The sequence below is a fragment of the Nonomuraea sp. NPDC050451 genome (assembly GCF_044458585.1).
The window spans coordinates 40351-58247 of sequence record NZ_JBITHZ010000008.1; the positions used below are offsets into that span (position 1 = coordinate 40351).

Sequence of the window (17897 nt, forward strand, 5' to 3'; positions counted from 1 at the left end):
GTTTGGAGCGACCGAGCCTGCCTCCACGGAGTGGAGGCCGTAAGCAGGTGAGGGAGCGCCGTTGCCTGGACTGAGGAGCGTCGGGAGCGAAGCGACCAGAGCGACGAGGGAAGGCGACGGCTTGGAGCGACCGAGCCTGCCTCCACGGAGTGGAGGCCGTAAGCAGGTGAGGGAGCGCCGTTGCCTGGACTGAGGAGCGTCGGGAGCGAAGCGACCGGAGCGACGAGGGAAGGCGACGGCTTCCCGGCGACCGAGCCTGCCTCCGCGGAGCGGAGGCCATGAATAGGGAGCATGAGCATGCGCACGCTCGACGATCTCGACGTGAAGGGGCGGCGCGTGCTTGTGCGCGCCGACCTCAACGTCCCCCTCGACGGGGAGACGATCACCGACGACGGCCGCATCCGGGCGTCGGTGCCGACGATCAAGACGCTGGTGGAACGGGGCGCCAAGGTCGTCGTCTGTGCCCACCTGGGCAGGCCCAAGGGCAAGGCCGACCCGAAATACTCGCTCAAGCCGGTGGCGAAGCGGCTGGGTGAGTTGCTGGGCCAGGAGGTGGCGTTCGCGACCGACGTGGTCGGTGACAGCGCCCATGGCACGGTTGAGACGCTCCAGGGCGGCGAGGTCGCGCTGCTGGAGAACCTGCGCTACGAGCCGGGCGAGGAGTCCAAGGACGACGCCGAGCGGGCCGCGTTCGCGGAGAAGCTGGCAGGGCTGGCCGAGCTCTACGTGGGCGACGGGTTCGGCGCGGTGCACCGCAAGCACGCCAGCGTCTACGACGTGCCCAAGCTGCTGCCGCACGCGGCGGGCGGGCTGGTCGTGGCCGAGGTCGAGGTGCTGAAGAAGCTGACCGAGAGCCCCGAGCGGCCCTATGTGGTGGTACTGGGCGGCGCCAAGGTCTCCGACAAGCTCGGCGTCATCGCCAACCTGCTGACCAAGGTCGACCGGCTGCTGATCGGCGGCGGCATGGCGTACACGTTCCTCAAGGCCCAGGGCTACGAGGTCGGCAAGTCGCTGCTCCAGGAGGACCAGCTCGACCAGGTGCGCGGCTTCCTCAACTCGGCCGCCGAGCGCGGCGTCGATCTCGTGCTGCCGGTCGACGTGCTGGCGGCGGTCACGTTCGGGCCGGACGCCGAGCACGACGTGGTCGCGGCCACCGAGATCCCGGCCGACCGGGAGGGGCTCGACATCGGGCCCAGGACGCGCGAGCTGTTCGCCTCCAAGCTGGCCGACGCCAGGACCGTCTTCTGGAACGGCCCCATGGGCGTGTTCGAGTTCGACGCGTTCTCCGGCGGCACCAGGGCGGTGGCCGAGGCCCTGATCGCCCGTACCGGCAGTGAAGGGGCCTTCACCGTGGTGGGCGGCGGCGACTCGGCTGCGGCCGTGCGGAAGCTGGAGCTCCCCGAGGACGGTTTCTCGCACATCTCCACCGGTGGCGGGGCCAGTCTCGAATACCTTGAGGGCAAGACCCTCCCCGGACTCGCGGCCCTGGAGGACTGAGCTACCCATGAGCAAGCGCAAGCCGCTCATCGCCGGCAACTGGAAGATGAACCTCAACCACCTCGAGGCCATCGCGCTGGTCCAGAAGCTGGCCTTCGCACTCAACGACAAGGACTTCGACAGGACCGAGGTCGCCGTCCTGCCGCCGTACACCGACCTGCGCAGCGTGCAGACGCTCGTCGACGGCGACAAGCTCAGGATCGTGTACGGCGCCCAGGACCTGTCGCAGCACGAGGCCGGCGCCTACACCGGTGAGATCTCGGGCGCCATGCTGGCCAAGATCGGCTGCACCTACGTGGTGATCGGCCACTCGGAGCGGCGGCAGTACCACCACGAGGACGACGACCTGGTCAACGCCAAGGTGCAGGCCGCCTACCGGCACTCCCTCACCCCGATCCTGTGCGTCGGGGAGGGCCTGTCAGTACGTCAAGAGGGCGGTCACATCGCGCACAGTCTTGGCCAACTCGACGGCGCGCTGCGCAAAATCAGCGCCGAGCAGGCAAAATCGATAGTGGTGGCCTACGAGCCGGTGTGGGCGATCGGCACCGGCGAGGTGGCCACCCCGGAGGACGCGCAGGAGGTCTGTGGCGCGCTGCGAGTGAGACTCGCTGAGCTCTACGACACCGAAGTGGCCTCTGGGGTCCGTATCCTTTACGGTGGCTCGGTCAAGTCGGGCAATATCGCGGGGATCATGGCTCAACCCGATGTCGATGGCGCGCTCGTGGGCGGTGCCAGCATCGATGCCGGGGAGTTCGCGAAGATCTGCCGTTTCTCCGATATGCCAGGCTAACTGAGTCGTTCTGGGGGTGCGACTTGACAACAGGCCGTACCCTCAGAAGGCAAGTCTGAATCGTCACGCGTAACAAAGCATCGAAGGAACAGGCATACCGTGGAAATCGGAATCTCCATCGCCCTCATCCTGGCGAGCGGTCTCATGATCCTGCTCGTGCTGCTCCACAAGGGCAAGGGTGGCGGCTTGTCTGACATGTTCGGCGGTGGCTTCTCGTCGAACTTCGGTGGTTCCTCGGTGGTGGAGCGCAACCTCGACCGGCTGACGATCATCACCGGCACGATTTGGTTCGTCTGCATCATCGCTCTCGGCCTTCTGATGAAGCCCTGAGCAAACAAGTTAACGCGTGACAGTGATTCTCCCCCCGTGCCTGCGCGCGGGGCGATCGAGCGAGGAGTTCATCCGTGGGTAGTGGCAACGCGATCCGTGGCAGCCGAGTCGGCGCCGGCCCTATGGGGGAGGCCGAGCGCGGCGAGGCAGCTCCGAGAGTGCGGGTCTCGTTCTGGTGCGCCAACATGCACGAGACGCGCCCCAGTTTCGCCAGTGACGCGGCGGTCCCCGAGACATGGGACTGCCCACGTTGCGGCCTCCCTGCCGGACAGGACGAGTCGGCCCCGCCTGCCCCACCGAAGAACGAGCCGTACAAGACGCATCTTGCCTATGTGAAGGAGCGCAGGAGCGACAAGGACGGCAAGGCGATCCTCGAGGAGGCACTGGAGCGCCTGAGGAACAACAAGTCCCCCTGGTAGTGGCTGGGTTCGGCGAAAGGGTCTCGGTTCTCCGAGGCCCTTTCGCCGTTTCCGCGGCCGCTCAGCGGTCTTCGTGGACCACGTCGCCGTCCACGAACGTCAGTCGCGCCCGCGTCGTCCAGATCTCGCCCGGCGGGAGCTCGAACGGGTCGCGGTCCAGGACCACCAGGTCGGCCGGGCGGCCCGGCTCGACGGCGCCGGCCGGAGAGCGGTTGATCCAGGCCGAGCCCGCCGTGTAGGCGGTCATGGCGGCGGCCAGGTCGATGCGCTGGCCGGGCAGGAACGGGGTCTGCGCGGTCGGGTAGTCCGCGTGGACCGAGCCGCCGGGCTCCGTGCGGTTGACCGCGACGTGCATGCCCTGCAGCGGGTCGGCGTTGGAGACCGGCCAGTCGCTGCCCGCGCAGAAGCGGGTGCCGTGCGCCAGCAGGTCCGCGAACGGGTACTGCCACGACGAGCGCGGCTCCCCGAGGTAGGGCAGGGTCAGCTCGTCCATCTGGGCGTGGTGCGTGGCCCACAGCGGCTGCAGGTTGGCCGTGACGCCCAGCGCGGCGAAGCGCGGCACGTCCGACGGCTCGATGATCTGCAGGTGGGCGATGTGGTGGCGGTTGCCGGGGTCCGTGCCCTCGAAGCTGTCCAGGGCCTCGCGCACGGCCCGCTCGCCGATGGCGTGGAAGTGCACCTGGAAGCCGAGCCGGTCCAGCTCGGCGACGTACTCCTTGAGCTTGTACGGGTCCACGTACGACAGGCCCGTGCCGCCGCAGAGGCAGTACGGCTCCAGGGTGGCGGCCGTGAAGTTCTCCGTGATGCCGTCCTGCATGATCTTGATCGAGGTCGCCCTGAAGCGGTCGAGACCCTCGGCGGCGGCACGGCGTTCGACCAGCTCCTCGATCTGGTCCAGGCCACGCGTCCTGTCCCACCACAGGGCGCCCACCACACGCGCCCTGAGCCTGCCTGAGCGGGCCGCGGACAGGTAGGTGGGCAGTTGGTCCTGGGAGCCCGCGTAGGAGCCCACGATGGCGTCCTGCCAGCCGGTGATGCCCAGCGAGAACAGGTGCCGCTGCGCGTCCTCCAGCGCGTCCTCCAGGTCCTGGGCGGTCGGGCGGGGGGTGAGCAGGCCGACCAGGTCCATCGCGCCCTCGTGCAGCACGCCGGTGGGCTCGCCCGCGGCGTCGCGCTCTATGCGGCCGTCGGCGGGGTCCGGCGTGTCCTTCGTGATGCCGGCCAGCCGGAGGGCCCGCGTGTTGACCCAGGCGGCATGGTGGTCGCGCTGGATGAGGTACGCGGGGCGGTCGAGGAAGTCGAGCTGGTCGCGGTGGGGGAGGCCGCCGGGGAACGCCGACATGTCCCAGCCGCCACCATCGATCCACTCTTTAGACGGATTTTTCGCGGCATAGTCGGCTATCACGGCTATGTACGCATCAAGGCCGAAATCTTCCGACAAGTCGCACTTTGCTCGTTCGAGGCCCGCCTGGACCGGGTGCATGTGCGCGTCCGTGAAGCCGGGCACCAGCAGGCCGCCATCCAGATCCACCGTCTCGTGGGACGGCGCCTGGCGGGCCAGCTCGCCCTCCGGCCCCACCGCGGCGATCACGCCGTCGCTCACCAGCACGGCCTCGGCCCGTACGCCGCCCGGCGTGAAGACGCGGCCTCCTCGGAAGAGGATGTTCATGGGGTTCCTTTCTGTGGTGAATCCGGCTCGCGCGCTCCGAGCCCGCCGTACATCTTCCCGCCCGGCCCGGTGACCTGCGACAAGCGGGGCGGCCTGGGCTGACGACGGGCCCGTGACGGCGCCGGAGTCCCGTGCGGCTCATCGACGTCCGACGCCGTCGCCACGCGATCGGCGGCCATGGAGACCGGTCCGCCGAGGGTGCCCGCGGTTTTCGCCGCGCTCAGGGAGCGACCGGGTCGGCCCCGCGTACGCGGAAGCGGCGCCAGCGCGCGGCCAGACCCTGGCCGTGGAGCGACCGGCTGCGGCCGTCCCGGATCGGCAGCATCGTCCAGATCCCGAACGCGAGGCCCACGCGTTCGGGGACGAGGGTGCCGTGGGCCTCGTACACCTTGCGGCCGTCGACCCGCCACGTCGCGGTCGATCTGCCCCGGTCGAGCGTGATCTCGCACGTGCGCAGGCGGGTGAAGTCGTCGTCGAAGTCCTCGTACGGCGACTCGACCACGTGGTAGAACGGCTCGCCGGCGCCCCACGCGCCCAGCTGTTCGTGCAGGGCTAGCACCCGGGTGGAGGTGCCGCAGACGGCGAACACGCGCTTGCTCTCGCCGAAGTCGAAAGCCTGGAAGGCGGCCATGCCCCGGCGGTAGTCGCCCGGATCCCCGCCGATGTCCGTGACCGCGAGATCGGCGGCGAACGTCGCGGGCCGGTCCGGCGGCAGCTCGAACCGGCGCGTCGAGAAGACGAGGTACTTGGCGCTGTCGGCGGGCTGGAAGGAGTCGTGCGACACCGAGAAGCGCGGGATCGTCACCCGCACCTCGCCCCCGCCGACGGCCAGCTCCGCGGCGGGGTCAAGCGCGACGTGCTCGCCGCCGGCGGGGAACGGCAGGCGCGCCGGGCTCCAGAGCGCGGCGTCGAGGCCGGGCCCCGCGAGCTCGTCGTAGGTGACGAAGCCGTCATGGGCGACGGCCTCGGCCTCAGGCGTCACGGCTTCCGCCGCGGGAACGGATTGATCGCGATATTCCGCCATGATTCTTCCTTTCGTTTACGCTCTCAAAAGGCAAGACCCCCGGCGGCACGCAAACGTCGAGCGGGCGGCCATGACGCGTGATCGTGCCCAGCCCGCCCGCTGGTGCGGCGCGGACGGTAGAGGGACATATCGGGATAAGTCGCGATGAAACACATCGTTAGCGGATGCGTAACAGCTGCCAGGCATGCTCAAGCCATGGGATTCTTGCGCATCCGCACCACGGTGGACGAGCGACCCGGCCGGCTGGCCTCACTCGCCGCGGCCCTGGCGGCCAGGGGCGGCAACATCCTCGGCCTGAGCGTGCAGTCCGACGCGGACGGCACCGTCGACGAGTTCGTCGCCGACATCCCCGCCAGTCCCGAGACGGTGCGCGAGGCGTTGGAAGCGGTCGGTGGCCGCCGTGTCCAGGTGGTCCCCGCAACCGCTCACGAGCTGACGGACGAGCCCACCAGGGCGCTGCTGCTGGCCTCCAGGCTGCGTTCCATGCCGTGGCGGCTGCCCGAGCTGCTGGCCGAGCTGCTGCGCGCGGACGACGCCAGGTGGATCTATGGTGAAGCGGTGAGTGATCTTCCCGACCCGACCCAGCTCGTCGTCCCCGTGGCCCCCAGGCGGGCGGTGCGGCTGCGCCGCGCGGAGCTGCCGTTCACGCTGACCGAGGCGGCCAGGGCGGCCTCCTTCGCCCGGCTCGCCCAGCCCGCGGAGCCGAGCACCGCCGAGCGCGCGATCAAGCTCTCCGACGGCGTGGAGGTCACGGTCCGGCCGCTCACCTCGATCTACCGCGAGGCCGTACGCGACCTGCACGACAGGTGCTCGCCCGAGTCGCGCCGGTTCCGCTACTTCACCTCGATGCCCGCGCTGCCGGCGCGCACCTTCGACCGGCTGTGCGACAGGAGCAGGGGATATTCGCTGGTCGCCGGGCACGACGGGCAGGTCGTGGCGATGGCCAACCTCATGTTCACCCCCGACCCGGGCATCGCGGAGATGGCCTTCCTGGTCGAGGACCGCTGGCAGGGGCGCGGTCTGGGCACGGAGATGGCCAGGATGCTCGTGAGGAGCGCCCGCGACCTGGGGTACGCCGAGGTCAAGGCCACCATGCTGTCCGACAACGCCAGGATGCGCAGGCTGCTGATCTCCTTGGGCGCCACCCTCGGCTACACCGAGGACCCCGGGGTGATGGAGGGCAGGCTGCCGGTCGGCACGATGGTCTCAGCCTAGGCCCTCTTCGCGCGGCGGCTCTTCCGACGGCTTGCCGGCCTGCGGCTGGATGCCCAGGTGGCGTTCGATGCGCTCCAGGCTCTCCTCGATGCGGGTGAGCCGCTCGCCCAGCACGGAGCCGCCGGCGAAGAACATCTCGGTGGGGCGCTCCTTGGAGCCGCGGCCCACCCGGTCGAGCAGGCGCTGCCGTACGTCCGCCAGGTCCGCGCCCGCGTCCACGAGCGCCTGGGCCGCCAGCCCCTCTCCCTCCCTGATCAGCCCGAGCAGGATGTGCTCGGTGCCGATGTAGTTGTGGCGCAGCTGCAGGGCCTCGCGCAGTGACAGCTCCAGGACCTTCTTGGCGCGCGGGGTGAAGGGGATGTGCCCGCTGGGCGACTTGGCGCCGTGGCCCACCTCCCGCTCGACGAAGGCGCGTACGTGGTCGAGCTCCACGCCGCAGCCGTCGAGCACCAGGGAGGCCAGCCCCTCGCCCTCGTGGATCAGGCCGAGCAGGATGTGCTCCGTGCCGATGTAGTTGTGGCTCATCATCCGCGCCTCCTCCTGGGCGAGGACGACGACCCGTCGCGCACGGTCGGTGAAGCGTTCGAACACGGGGGGCCTCCGTTCGACTGCCACTGCCTCCACTATGCGCTACAAACCAGCGGATGTGGGGTATTTGTCCAGTGTGGATCTTGCCGAGGTGGCCGGCCGGCTCTACGCCCTGCCGCCGTCCGAATTCACCGCCGCGCGCGAGGCCGAGGCCCGTGCGGCCAAGGACGCGGGTGAGGCGGGGCTCGCCCGCGAGATAGCGAAGCTCCGCAAGCCCACGGTGTCCGCCTGGGCCGTGAACCGGGTCGCCCGCGAGCACCCCGACGAGCTGGCCGAGCTGCTCGACGTGGGGGAGCGGCTGCGCGCGGCCTGGCAGGAGCAGGACGCCGACGCGCTGGCCGAGCTGACCCGGCGCCGCGCCGGCGTCATGGGCAAGGTGGGCAGGCTCGTCAGGCAGGAGGGCGGCTTGTCGCCCGCGGCGGCGGCCGAGGTGGACCAGACGCTGGAGTCCGCCATCGTGGACGCCGACGCGGCCGGGCAGGTGCGCCGCGGCTGCCTGGTCAAGCCGCTCAGCTACAGCGGCTTCGCCCCCGCCCCCGTCCCGCGCGAACGGCCCGCCAAGCGGCCGCCCCCCGAGGACGAGGCCAGGAAGCGCGAGGAGGCCGAGGCCAGGAGGGCCAGGGAGCGCCAGGAGGCCGAGGCCGCGCACCGGGAGTGGCAGGCGGCGCTGGAATCCGCCGAGCGGGAGCGCGACGAGCGCGCCGAGCGGGTGGCGGTGCTGGAGGGGAAGCTGGCCAAGGCCCGCAAGAGACTCACCGAGAGCGAGCAGCGGCTGGAAGTCGCCCGGCGCGAGGAGCGGCACGCGCGGCAGAGATTGGGCTAGGGTGGGGTGTACGAAACGGTTTCGTACACCCATGAGCTCAGCGATTCGTGCACCAAGACCCGAGGAGTGGCGATGACTGGCTGGACCCCCGACTCCATCCCCGACCTGACCGGCAAGACCGCCGTCGTGACCGGCGCCAACAGCGGCATCGGCCGGCCCACCGCGCTGGAGCTGGCCAGGCACGGCGCCCGCGTCATCGTCGCCGCGCGCTCGCCCGAGAAGGGGGAGGCGACCGTCGAGGAGATCCTGCGGGCGGTGCCCGGCGGCCGCGTCGAGTACGGCCGGCTCGACCTCGCGGACCTGGCCTCGGTCAGGCGGTTCGCCGAGGGCGTCGACAGGCTCGACCTGCTGGTCAACAACGCGGGCATCGGCATGATCTCCCGGCAGGAGACCAAGGACGGCTTCGAGATGCAGTTCGGCACCAACCACCTGGGCCACTTCGCGCTCACGGGCCTGCTGCTGCCGCTCCTGCTGGCCGCCCCCGCCGCCCGCGTGGTGAACGTCTCCAGCGACGCGCACGCCATGGGCAGGATCGACTTCGACAATCTCGGCCTGGAGCGCGGATACAGCCGCTTCGGCGCGTACGGGCGCTCCAAGCTCGCCAACCTGCTCTTCACCCTGGAGCTCCAACGGCGCGCTGAGAGGGCCGGTACGGGCCTCATCAGCGTCGCCACCCACCCGGGCACCACCGCCACGAACATCGTCAAGCTCGGGCCGCTACAGCCCCTCATGGGCCTGCTCTTCAAGTCGGCGGCGGCCGGGGCGGTGTCCTCGCTCTACGCCGCGACCTCGCCGGACATCCGCGGCGGCGAGTTCATCGGCCCCAAGCTCAAGCGCCTCACGCCCTCGGAAAGGGCGCGGTCGGAGGCCGACGCCAGACGGCTCTGGGACGTCTCCACGGAGCTGACGGGCGTACGATTCGATGAAATCGCCTACAGCTGAAGGACGTGTGCGTGGCTCCACTAGACCCTGATCGCGACAGGGCCATTCTCGACGCCACGATGGAGCTGCTGTCGGAGGTCGGCTACGACCGGATGTCGGTCGACCAGATCGCCAAGCGGGCCAGGGCCAGCAAGGCCACCATCTACCGGCGCTGGGCGGGCAAGCCCGAGCTGGTGGTCGACGTCATCTGTCGGCGCTTCGACATGGACGCGCCCGCGGGGGAGGACACCGGGTCGCTCCGCGGCGACCTGGTCTCCATCTTCCGCGGGCTGTGCCAGGCGGTGGAGCGCAAGCACACGCTCGTCATCGGCCTGTCCTCGACGCTGGTGTCCAACCAGGAGCTGGCGCGCACGCTGCGCGAGCACATGCCCGCGAAGGACCTCGACGACGTGCGGGCCCTGCTGGAGCGGGCCACGGAGCGCGGGGAGCTGTCCGGGCCCGTCGACGCCGGGCGGCTCTTCACGCTCGCCGAGGCGCTGGTCTGGCATCGGATGATCTTCGCGGGGCCGCCGTTCGGGCCGGAGTTCGTGGCCGAGTCCGTCGACGGGGTGCTGATGCCGCTGGTGACCGCCTGGTCAAAGGCCTGAGCGGGCGGCGTGCGCCAGGTAGGCGCACACGGGGAAGCCCTCCCGCTCGTACGGGGCCGCCAGCCGGGCGTAGCAGGCCCTGATCCGCTCGACGGTCTCCGGCGGCTGCTTCGCGATCACCGCGAAGCGCGGGCCGGCCGTCTGCACGATGTCGTCCCACCACGTGGCGAGGTCGACCCGGTGGCGCCAGCGCACCGGATCGACGGCCGCCGCCTCGAAGCCCGCCGTCTCCAGCAGCTCCGTGAAGCGCCCCGGCGTGTCGTTGCCGGTGAACGGCCGGGCCGGCGGCTCGTAGGGGACCCCGGCGGCGGCGATGGCGTCGGTGAAGACGTTGGTGGCGGTCATCTCGTCGGACTTCCACCAGGTCAGGGCGATGGTGCCGCCCGGGCGCAGCACGCGGTGGAGCTCCTTGAGCGACCTGGCCGTGTCGGGCGCATGATTGATGACGAAATTTCCGGCTATAGCGTCAAATTCCCCGTCGTCGAAGGGGAGATTGGGGAGCGCGGCCTGGCGGATCGTCGCGTACGGATGGCGGCGGGCGGTCAGCTCGAGCATGCCGGGATCGGCGTCCACGGCCGTGACCTCGGCGCCTAACGCGAGCGCCGCCGCCGTGACCACGCCGGTGCCGCAGCCGATGTCGAGCAGTCGGGGCGCGCACGCCCGGTCGAGCAGGGGGCCGACGGTGTGGGAGCTCAGCTGGGCGAAGCCGCGATCGTACGCTTCGGCGTTGGTCACGACCTCCACCCTATCCCAGCCGCTGAACCTGACATTCTTCTGTGAGATTTCCCCATGAAGGCTATTTTTTCGGGAAATATCGCTCATATGGTCGTCGCCATGACCATCGACGCCTTCATCGACGCGCTCCCCAAGGTCGAGCTCCACGTGCACCTGATCGGCTCGGCCTCGGTCCCCACGGTGCTCGAACTCGCGCGCCGCCACCCCGGCAGCACGGTCCCCACCACCGAGGAGGAGCTGCGCCGCTTCTACACCTTCCGCGACTTCCCGCACTTCGCCCAGGTGTACCGGGCCGTCAACGCGCTCGTCAGGGAGCCGGAGGACGTGGCGACCCTCGTCCTCGGCCTGGCGCGCGACCTGGCCCCGCAGGGCGCCCGCTACGTAGAGCTCCAGGTGACCCCGTACGCCCACCACATCGTCGGCATGCCCATGCGCGAGGTGACGGAGGCGCTCGACCTGGCCGCCGCCCGCTCGCTGGCCGATCACGGGGTGGAGATGGCGTACATCTTCGACATCCCCGGCGAGTACGGAGAGGAGGCCGCCAAGGTGACGGTGGAGCACGCCCTCCAGGAACCTCCCGCCGCGCTGGTAGGTTTCGGGATCGGCGGCATCGAGCAGGAGCGCCCGAAATATCGGGACGCGTACCGCTCAGCGTTCTCGGCCGCCCGCGCCGCCGGCCTCCACAGCGTCCCGCACGGCGGTGAGATGTCCGGCCCCGAGACGATCTGGGAGGTCATCGAGGGCTACGGCGCCGAACGCATCGGCCACGGCATCAACTGCCTCGCCGACCCGCGCCTGGTCGCCCACCTGCGCGACACCCAGCTCCCGCTGGACGTCTGCCCGACCTCGAACGTCTGCACCGGCCAGGTCGCCGACCTCGCCGGGCACCCGCTGCCGAGGATGCTGGAAGAGGGCCTGTACGTGACGCTGAACAGCGACGACCCGCCCATGTTCGCCACGACGCTGGCCGACGAGTACCGGGCCGCGGCCCGGGCCTTCGGCTTCGGCAAGCCGGAGCTGGCCCAGCTGGCCAGGAACGGCGTGCGGGCGTCGTACCTGGCCGAGGAGCGCAAGCAGGCGCTGATCGAGGAGATCGACGCCCTGGCCGGGTAGGGCGGGAACCGCGCGGCCCCCGCCCTGTCCGGAATCAGGGCCCGGAATCAGGGCCCGGCCTCAAGGGGACGAGATGCGCCCGAGCTCCGGCGGGATCTTGCTCGCCGCCGCCCGGTCCAGCAGGAACAGCGTCCGCGCCCGCCCTCTGGCACCCGAAGCGGGCACCTGGACGTGCCCGGACTCCGACAGCGCCAGCCGGACGGCTCCCGACTTCTCCTCACCGGCCGCCACCACCCAGACCTCGCGCGAGGACTGGATGGCGGGCAACGTCAGCGAGATGCGGGTCGGCGGCGGTTTCGGCGCGCCGTGGACGGCCACCACCGCGCGCGTGTCGTACAGCGCGGGCATGCCCGGGAACAGCGAGGCCACGTGCGAGTCCGGGCCCATGCCGAGCAGCATCACGTCGAAGCCGGGCACGGGGCCGTGGTCCTCCGGCCGGGCCGCCCTGCGCAGCTCGGCCGCGTAGGACTCGGCCGACTCCTCGGCCGTCAGGCCCGAGTCGGGGCCGAGCATGACGTGGACCCGCTCCGGCTTGACGTCGACGTGGTCGAGCAGAGCCTCCCGGGCGCCGGTCTCGTTGCGTTCCTTGTCGCCGGAGGGCAGGAAGCGCTCGTCGCCCCACCAGATGTCCAGCCGGCGCCAGTCGACGGCGTCACGGGCGGGGGTCGCGGCGATCGCCGCCAGCGTGGCGATGCCGACCGTGCCGCCCGTGAGCACGAGCGAGGCCGAGCCCTTGGCCGACTGCACGTCGACCAGGCGGGTGATGATCCGGGCCGCCACGGCCTTGGCCAGGACGTCGGCATCGCGGTGGACGACCACGCTGGGAACACTCACAGGTACTACTTTCTCAGCCACTGCGGTCCCAAGTCATCCCTTGTACGTGCGTGCGAACCGCTTGACCGCGGACTCGTAGATCTCGTCGGGGTCGAGCCGGCGCAGCTCCTCCGCCATCAGCTCGGCGGTCTGGCGCCGGGCCAGGGCCACGTTCCTGTCGGGCTGGCCCGGCCGAGACAGCGTGGCCAGGCGGGCGTCGTGCCGCACCACGGTCAGCTCGCCGTCGTTGAGCTGCAGGCGCACGGCCGTCAGCCCGGGGCCGGCGGAGTCGACGACCTTGACCGGGGCGCCGAGCCGGTCCGACAGCCAGGAGGCCAGCAGCGGCGCGCTCGGGTTGCCCGGAGAGGCCTCCACCACGCCCTTGCGGACCTTGCCCACCGGCTGGTCGAACGCGGCCGCCAGCAGGCTGCGCCACGGCGTCAGCCGGGCCCAGGACAGGTCGGTGTCGCCGCGGGAGTATCCCTTGGCCCTGGTGACCAGCGACTTGACGCCGCCGTCGTCGAAACCCCTGGCGTCGGTGATCCGGCGCTGCGCGAGGGCGCCGACCGCGTCCTTGGCCGGGACGTCGGGCGCCGCGCCCGGCCACCACACCACGACCGGCGTGTCGGGCAGCAGGAGCGGGCTGACCACGGAGTCGGCGTGCTGGGTCAGCTCGCCGTACAGGCGCAGGACCACGACCTCGCCCGGCGTGGACTCGCCGATGCGCAGCTCCGCGTCCAGCCTGATCGGCTCGTCGGCCTCGCGGTTGATCACGACGATGATGCGCGACGGGTGCTCGCGGGCCGCGTCGGTGGCCGCGCGCAGCGCGTCGTACTGGTGGCGCTCCTCGCAGACCACCACGAGCGTCAACACCATGCCGATGGCGGGCGCGCCCATCTGGTGGCGCAGATGCGTGAACTGCGCCGAGATCTTCCCCGCCGTCGTGTCCGACAGCATGAAGGTCGTCACGAGTCCTCCTTCGTCGGACTCGCGACGACTGTCGTGCTGTGTCCGATTGTTCTCTCGCTGCGCTCGATCACTAGAGTCTCCTCCAGACGCGGCCGTCGCGGGCCATCATCGCGTCGGCCGACGGCGGCCCCCACGAACCGGACTCGTAAGGCTCGGGCTGGCCCTGCGTGGCCCAGAACTCCTCGATCGGGTCGAGGATCTTCCACGACAGCTCGACCTCCCGCTGGTGCGGGAAGAGCGGCGGGTCGCCGATCATCACGTCGAGCAGCAGCCGCTCGTACGCCTCGGGAGACGACTCCAGGAACGACTCGCCATAGGCGAAGTCCATGGAGACGTCCCGGACCTCCATGGCGGTCCCCGGCACCTTCGAGCCGAACCGCACGGTGATGCCCTCGTCCGGCTGGACCCGCACCACCAGCGCGTTCTGGCCCAGGATCTCGGTGTCGTCCTTGCTGAACGGCAGGTGCGGCGCCCGCTGGAAGACCACGGCCACCTCCGTCACCCGGCGGCCCAGCCGCTTGCCGGTGCGCAGGTAGAACGGCACGCCCGCCCACCGGCGGTTGGCGATCTCCAGCTTGACGGCCGCGTAGGTCTCGGTCGTGGACTCGGGCGAGATGCCGTCCTCCTGCAGGTAGCCGACCACCTTCTCGCCGCCCTGCCAGCCGGCGGAATACTGGCCCCGCGCCGTGTTCAGCGCCAGGTTGCCCGGCAGCCGCACGGCCTTGAGCACCTTCTCCTTCTCGCGCCGCAGCGCCGAGGCATCGAACGAGGTCGGGTCCTCCATGGCGACCAGCGCGAGGAGCTGGAGCAGGTGGTTCTGGATCACGTCGCGGGCCGCGCCGATGCCGTCGTAGTAGCCCGCGCGCCCGCCGATGCCGATGTCCTCGGCCATGGTGATCTGCACGTGGTCGACGAAGCCGCGGTTCCAGATGGGCTCGTAGAGGTTGTTGGCGAACCGCAGCGCCATGATGTTCTGGACGGTCTCCTTGCCCAGGTAGTGGTCGATCCGGAAGATCGAGCTCTCCGGGAAGGCCGAGTTGGTGATCTCGTTCAGCTCGTGGGCAGACTTGAGGTCGTGCCCGAACGGCTTCTCGATGACCACGCGGCGCCACGACCCGTCGGGCGCGTCGGCCAGCCCGGTCCGCTTGAGCTGCTCCACCACCACGGGGAAGAACTTCGGCGGCACCGACAGGTAGAACGCGTAGTTTCCGCCCGTGCCCCGGGTCTCGTCGATCTCCGCCAGCGCCATGGCCAGCGCGTCGAACGCCCCGTCGTCGGAGAACTCGCCGGGCACGAAGTGGATGCCCTCGCGGATCTGCTTCCAGACCTCCTCGCGGAAGGGCGTCCTGGCGTGCGCCTTGACGGCGTCGTGCGTCAACTGGGCGAAATCCTGGTCTTTCCAATCGCGCCGGGCGAAGCCGACCAGCGAGAAGCCGGGCGGCAGCAGCCCCCGGTTGCCCAGGTCGTAAATCGCCGGCAACAGCTTGCGCTTGGCCAGGTCACCCGTCACGCCGAACAACACCATCACGCACGGTCCCGCAACCCGCGGCAGCCGCTTGTCGCGCGGATCGCGCAGCGGGTTGGCGGCGGCCACCTCCTCGGTGGTGGCGGTGCCCGCGACGGCGGCCGCAGCGGTGACGGCCTCCTCCACGGGTGCTGCCGGGTCAGTCATGTCAAGCCTCCTGTGCTGCTGCGAGCAAACGCGCGACACCCGCCGCGCGATCGGTCAAATGCAGTCGTACGGCGGGCCGTCCGCGGGTCTCCAGCGCCCCCAGGTCGCCGAGCGCCTGGGCCAGCTGCAGCCGCCCCAGCGTGTACGGCCGGCCGGGGACCGTCACGTCCTCGGCCACCGCCCCGGTGATCTGCACGAACACCCCGTTCTGCGGCCCGCCCTTGTGGTATTGCCCCGTCGAGTGCAGGAAGCGTGGCCCCCACCCGAACGTCACCGGCCGGTTCGTGCGCAGCGCGAGCAGCGCCCGCAGCGTCGCCGGATCGGCCATCATCCAGGCGTCGGTCATCTGTTCGAAGTCGGCCCCGTCGGGCACCGGGGCGTCGAAGGCCGCCAGCCGGTCCAGAAAAGCCGTGATCGACAGATAGCCGTCCGCCGGTATCGCGTGAAGCACCTCGGCGAACACCCCGGGCAGGTCCCGGGCCGTGGCCGCGCCGTACACCTCGACGGGCCCGTCCACGAACGACGGCGCGCCGGCCGGCAGGTCAGGCAGGGCCAGCAGCGCCGCGGTGTTCTCCTTCGACTCGGCCACGTTCGGCTGGTCGAACGGGTTGATCTCCAGGAGCAGCCCCGCGAGGGCGGTGGCGTACTCCCAGACCAGGAACTGCGCGCCCAGCGGCCCGTCCACGCGCACGTCCCCGACGTCGGTCTCGATGGCGACGACCAGCTCGTCGCCGCTCTCGTTGGGGTCGGCGCCCACGACGGGCAGGATCCCCCTGCCCTGCTTGCCGGTGGACTCGGCCACGAGCTGCTCGATCCAGTCGGGCAGCCCGGTGATGGCCGAGAGCTGGTCCTCCAGCAGCAGCTTGTCGCGCCCGGCCAGCGCCGCGCCGCCGAGCGCGGCACCCAGGTCGAGCCCCGGGTTGCCGGTGTCGCGCGACAGCAGCGGCAGCACCTCCCCGGCCTCGTCCAGCAGCCGCGCCACATCGGCGCCCGCCAGCGCGCTGGGCACGAGCCCGAACGCCGACAGCGCCGAGAACCGGCCGCCGACGTCCGGCTGGGCGAGCACCAGGTCGTAACCGGCCTCCACGGCCCGCTTCTCCAGCGGCGAGCCCGGGTCGGTGACGACCACGACGCGGCCGGCGGGGGCCAGGCCCGCGTCCGCGAACAGCTGCTCGTAGATCCGCAGCAGGGAGTCGGTCTCCACGGTCGAGCCGCTCTTGCCGGACACGACCACCACCGTGGCGTCGAACTGCTCGGCCAGCGCGCGCCGAACCTGCCCCGGGTCGGTCGTGTCCAGCACGGTGAGCGGCACGTCGGCGGTGGCGCAGATGACCTCCGCCGCCAGCGACGAGCCGCCCATCCCGGCCAGCACCACGTTGGTCAGGCCCGCGGCGCGGGCCCGCTCGGCGAGCCCGCCCAGCACGGGCAGCAGCTCGCGAGAGTAGCGGGGCAGGGTCAGCCAGCCGAGCCTGACCGCCGCCTCCCGCTCGGCGTCCTCACCCCACAGCGTGGGGTCGCCGGCGGCGAGCCGCGCGGGCACGCCGTCGGCGACGAGGCGCCCCGCGACGGAGGAAGCGGCCGAGGCCACCCCCTCCTCGCGGTAGGACACTTCCATCACGGAACCAGGTTCTTGGTGACGCTCTCGAGCAGCTCGTTCCAGGACGCCTCGAACTTCTCGACGCCCTCGTCCTCCAGCACCTTCACCACGTCGTCGTAGTCGATGCCGGCCTCCTTGAGCGCGGCCATGGTGTTCCAGGCCTGCTCGTAGAAGGGGCGGACCGTGTCGCCGGTGACGTTGGCGTGGTCGGCCGTGGCGTCGAGCGTCTTCTCCGGCATCGTGTTGACGGTGCCGGGGGCGACGAGCTGGTCGACGTACATGGTGTCGGAGTAGTCGGGGTTCTTGACGCCGGTCGAGGCCCACAGCGGCCGCTGCGGACGGGCGCCCGCCGAGCGCAGGCGCTGCCAGCGCTCGGAGTTCATCACGTCCTCGTAGGCCGCGTACGCCAGGCGCGCGTTGGCGATGCCCGCCTTGCCCTTCAGCTCCGGCTTGCCCACCTTGTCGAGCCGCTTGTCGATCTCGGTGTCGACGCGGCTGACGAAGAACGAGGCCACCGACTCGATCGAGGCGAGGTTGAGGCCCTTGGCCTGCGCCGCCTCGAGGCCGGCGAGCCAGGCGTCCATGACCGCGCGGTAGCGCTCGAGGGAGAAGATCAGCGTGACGTTGACGCTGATGCCCTCCGAGAGCGCCTGCGTGATCGCGGGCAGCCCCTCGACCGTGGCCGGGATCTTGATGAACAGGTTGGGCCTGTCGACCATCCACCACAGCGCCCGGGCCTCGGCGACCGTCTTCTCGGTCTCGCGGGCCAGGCGCGGGTCCACCTCCAGCGACACGCGGCCGTCCACGCCGCCCGTGGCGTCGAAGACGGGGCGCAGCACGTCGGCGGCCCAGCGGATGTCGTAGGTGGTGATGGCGCGCACGGCCTCGCCCACTTCCACGCCGCGTACGGCGAGGTCGTGGAGCTGGGAGGCGTAGGCGTCACCCTTGCTGAGCGCGTTGGCGAAGATCGTCGGGTTGGAGGTCACCCCGACGACGTTCTTCTCGCGGATCAGCTGCTCCAGGTTGCCGGTGCGCAGTCGCTCACGGCTGATGTCGTCGAGCCAGATGGCAACGCCCTGGCCGGACAGGTTCTTGAGGATCTCGCTCATCTTCT

Annotated in this window: 17 protein-coding genes and 1 pseudogene; 9 read left to right on the forward strand and 9 right to left on the reverse strand. The window is 70.8% G+C overall.

Annotated elements, in window-relative coordinates; translation table 11 throughout:
* Positions 1 to 297 precede the first annotated feature (297 nt).
* The 4 genes from ACIBI9_RS25155 (at position 298) to ACIBI9_RS25170 (ending at position 3036) form a co-directional block, all read left to right on the forward strand.
* Positions 298 to 1497 (forward strand): phosphoglycerate kinase, encoded by a 1200-nt coding sequence (locus ACIBI9_RS25155; protein WP_397224803.1) that lies wholly within the window; start codon positions 298 to 300, stop codon positions 1495 to 1497.
* Positions 1498 to 1504: 7 nt separating this feature from the next.
* On the forward strand, positions 1505 to 2287 hold the full coding sequence (gene tpiA, locus ACIBI9_RS25160) for a triose-phosphate isomerase (protein ID WP_397224805.1): 783 nt from the start codon (positions 1505 to 1507) through the stop codon (positions 2285 to 2287).
* Between the two features lie 99 nt (positions 2288 to 2386).
* Positions 2387 to 2617 (forward strand): preprotein translocase subunit SecG, encoded by a 231-nt coding sequence (gene secG, locus ACIBI9_RS25165; RefSeq protein ID WP_185076999.1) that lies wholly within the window; start codon positions 2387 to 2389, stop codon positions 2615 to 2617.
* A 74-nt stretch (positions 2618 to 2691) separates the two neighbouring features.
* Complete coding sequence (locus ACIBI9_RS25170) at positions 2692 to 3036, forward strand: RNA polymerase-binding protein RbpA (protein WP_185103360.1); 345 nt, start codon at positions 2692 to 2694, stop codon at positions 3034 to 3036.
* 61 nt (positions 3037 to 3097) lie between these two features.
* On the opposite strand, the gene ACIBI9_RS25175 is transcribed toward ACIBI9_RS25170, so the two are convergent.
* Together ACIBI9_RS25175 and ACIBI9_RS25180 are read right to left on the reverse strand one after the other, a co-directional pair.
* The gene (locus ACIBI9_RS25175; RefSeq protein ID WP_397224807.1) at positions 3098 to 4705 is read right to left on the reverse strand and encodes an amidohydrolase; all 1608 of its coding nucleotides are present in this window, start codon (positions 4703 to 4705) and stop codon (positions 3098 to 3100) included.
* Positions 4706 to 4925: 220 nt separating this feature from the next.
* Positions 4926 to 5729, reverse strand: coding sequence for a DUF6081 family protein (locus tag ACIBI9_RS25180; protein WP_397224809.1), 804 nt, complete (start codon positions 5727 to 5729; stop codon positions 4926 to 4928).
* Positions 5730 to 5924: 195 nt separating this feature from the next.
* Between ACIBI9_RS25180 and ACIBI9_RS25185 the strand changes: the two genes are divergently transcribed.
* Positions 5925 to 6944, forward strand: coding sequence for a GNAT family N-acetyltransferase (locus ACIBI9_RS25185; RefSeq protein WP_397224811.1), 1020 nt, complete (start codon positions 5925 to 5927; stop codon positions 6942 to 6944).
* 179 nt (positions 6945 to 7123) lie between these two features.
* Here the strand turns inward: ACIBI9_RS25185 and ACIBI9_RS25190 are convergent.
* Positions 7124 to 7535, reverse strand: a pseudogene (locus tag ACIBI9_RS25190) (Clp protease N-terminal domain-containing protein); the annotation flags it as partial.
* Positions 7536 to 7608: 73 nt separating this feature from the next.
* On the opposite strand from ACIBI9_RS25190, the gene ACIBI9_RS25195 reads away from it, so the two are divergent.
* From ACIBI9_RS25195 to ACIBI9_RS25205, 3 genes are all read left to right on the forward strand, one after another.
* Complete coding sequence (locus ACIBI9_RS25195; RefSeq protein WP_397224813.1) at positions 7609 to 8355, forward strand: hypothetical protein; 747 nt, start codon at positions 7609 to 7611, stop codon at positions 8353 to 8355.
* Between the two features lie 72 nt (positions 8356 to 8427).
* Positions 8428 to 9297 carry an oxidoreductase gene (locus ACIBI9_RS25200; RefSeq protein ID WP_397224815.1) on the forward strand — a complete coding sequence of 290 codons (870 nt, stop codon included), beginning with the start codon at positions 8428 to 8430 and terminating at the stop codon, positions 9295 to 9297.
* 11 nt (positions 9298 to 9308) lie between these two features.
* Entirely contained in the window at positions 9309 to 9884 is a 576-nt protein-coding gene (locus ACIBI9_RS25205) for a TetR/AcrR family transcriptional regulator (RefSeq protein WP_397224817.1), read from the forward strand.
* On the opposite strand, the gene ACIBI9_RS25210 is transcribed toward ACIBI9_RS25205, so the two are convergent.
* Positions 9873 to 10619 (reverse strand): class I SAM-dependent methyltransferase, encoded by a 747-nt coding sequence (locus ACIBI9_RS25210; protein WP_397224819.1) that lies wholly within the window; start codon positions 10617 to 10619, stop codon positions 9873 to 9875. The two genes, ACIBI9_RS25205 and ACIBI9_RS25210, sit on opposite strands and share 12 nt — an antisense overlap.
* A gap of 99 nt (positions 10620 to 10718) precedes the next feature.
* Between ACIBI9_RS25210 and add the strand changes: the two genes are divergently transcribed.
* Entirely contained in the window at positions 10719 to 11732 is a 1014-nt protein-coding gene (gene add / locus ACIBI9_RS25215) for an adenosine deaminase (protein WP_397224821.1), read from the forward strand.
* A gap of 60 nt (positions 11733 to 11792) precedes the next feature.
* Here add and pgl read toward each other — a convergent pair whose 3' ends face one another.
* The 5 genes from pgl to tal form a co-directional block, all read right to left on the reverse strand.
* Entirely contained in the window at positions 11793 to 12566 is a 774-nt protein-coding gene (gene pgl, locus ACIBI9_RS25220; protein WP_397224823.1) for a 6-phosphogluconolactonase, read from the reverse strand.
* A 33-nt stretch (positions 12567 to 12599) separates the two neighbouring features.
* Positions 12600 to 13514, reverse strand: coding sequence for a glucose-6-phosphate dehydrogenase assembly protein OpcA (locus tag ACIBI9_RS25225; RefSeq protein ID WP_397224825.1), 915 nt, complete (start codon positions 13512 to 13514; stop codon positions 12600 to 12602).
* A 70-nt stretch (positions 13515 to 13584) separates the two neighbouring features.
* Positions 13585 to 15186 (reverse strand): glucose-6-phosphate dehydrogenase, encoded by a 1602-nt coding sequence (gene zwf, locus ACIBI9_RS25230; protein WP_397224827.1) that lies wholly within the window; start codon positions 15184 to 15186, stop codon positions 13585 to 13587.
* A 1-nt stretch (position 15187) separates the two neighbouring features.
* On the reverse strand, positions 15188 to 16801 hold the full coding sequence (locus ACIBI9_RS25235; protein ID WP_397225415.1) for a glucose-6-phosphate isomerase: 1614 nt from the start codon (positions 16799 to 16801) through the stop codon (positions 15188 to 15190).
* Entirely contained in the window at positions 16801 to 17892 is a 1092-nt protein-coding gene (tal, locus tag ACIBI9_RS25240; RefSeq protein WP_192785719.1) for a transaldolase, read from the reverse strand. Before tal ends, ACIBI9_RS25235 begins: the two co-directional genes overlap by 1 nt.
* Between the last annotated feature and the right edge of the window lie 5 nt (positions 17893 to 17897).

Coding starts and splice junctions, on each gene's coding strand:
- zwf (WP_397224827.1), bottom strand. CDS start 15,186: ATGACTGACCCGGCAGCACCCGTGGAGGAGGCCGTCACCGCTGCGGCC.
- ACIBI9_RS25185 (WP_397224811.1), top strand. CDS start 5,925: ATGGGATTCTTGCGCATCCGCACCACGGTGGACGAGCGACCCGGCCGG.
- ACIBI9_RS25175 (WP_397224807.1), bottom strand. CDS start 4,705: ATGAACATCCTCTTCCGAGGAGGCCGCGTCTTCACGCCGGGCGGCGTA.
- add (WP_397224821.1), top strand. CDS start 10,719: ATGACCATCGACGCCTTCATCGACGCGCTCCCCAAGGTCGAGCTCCAC.
- ACIBI9_RS25235 (WP_397225415.1), bottom strand. CDS start 16,801: ATGGAAGTGTCCTACCGCGAGGAGGGGGTGGCCTCGGCCGCTTCCTCC.
- tal (WP_192785719.1), bottom strand. CDS start 17,892: ATGAGCGAGATCCTCAAGAACCTGTCCGGCCAGGGCGTTGCCATCTGG.
- ACIBI9_RS25180 (WP_397224809.1), bottom strand. CDS start 5,729: ATGGCGGAATATCGCGATCAATCCGTTCCCGCGGCGGAAGCCGTGACG.
- tpiA (WP_397224805.1), top strand. CDS start 1,505: ATGAGCAAGCGCAAGCCGCTCATCGCCGGCAACTGGAAGATGAACCTC.
- ACIBI9_RS25200 (WP_397224815.1), top strand. CDS start 8,428: ATGACTGGCTGGACCCCCGACTCCATCCCCGACCTGACCGGCAAGACC.
- ACIBI9_RS25155 (WP_397224803.1), top strand. CDS start 298: ATGCGCACGCTCGACGATCTCGACGTGAAGGGGCGGCGCGTGCTTGTG.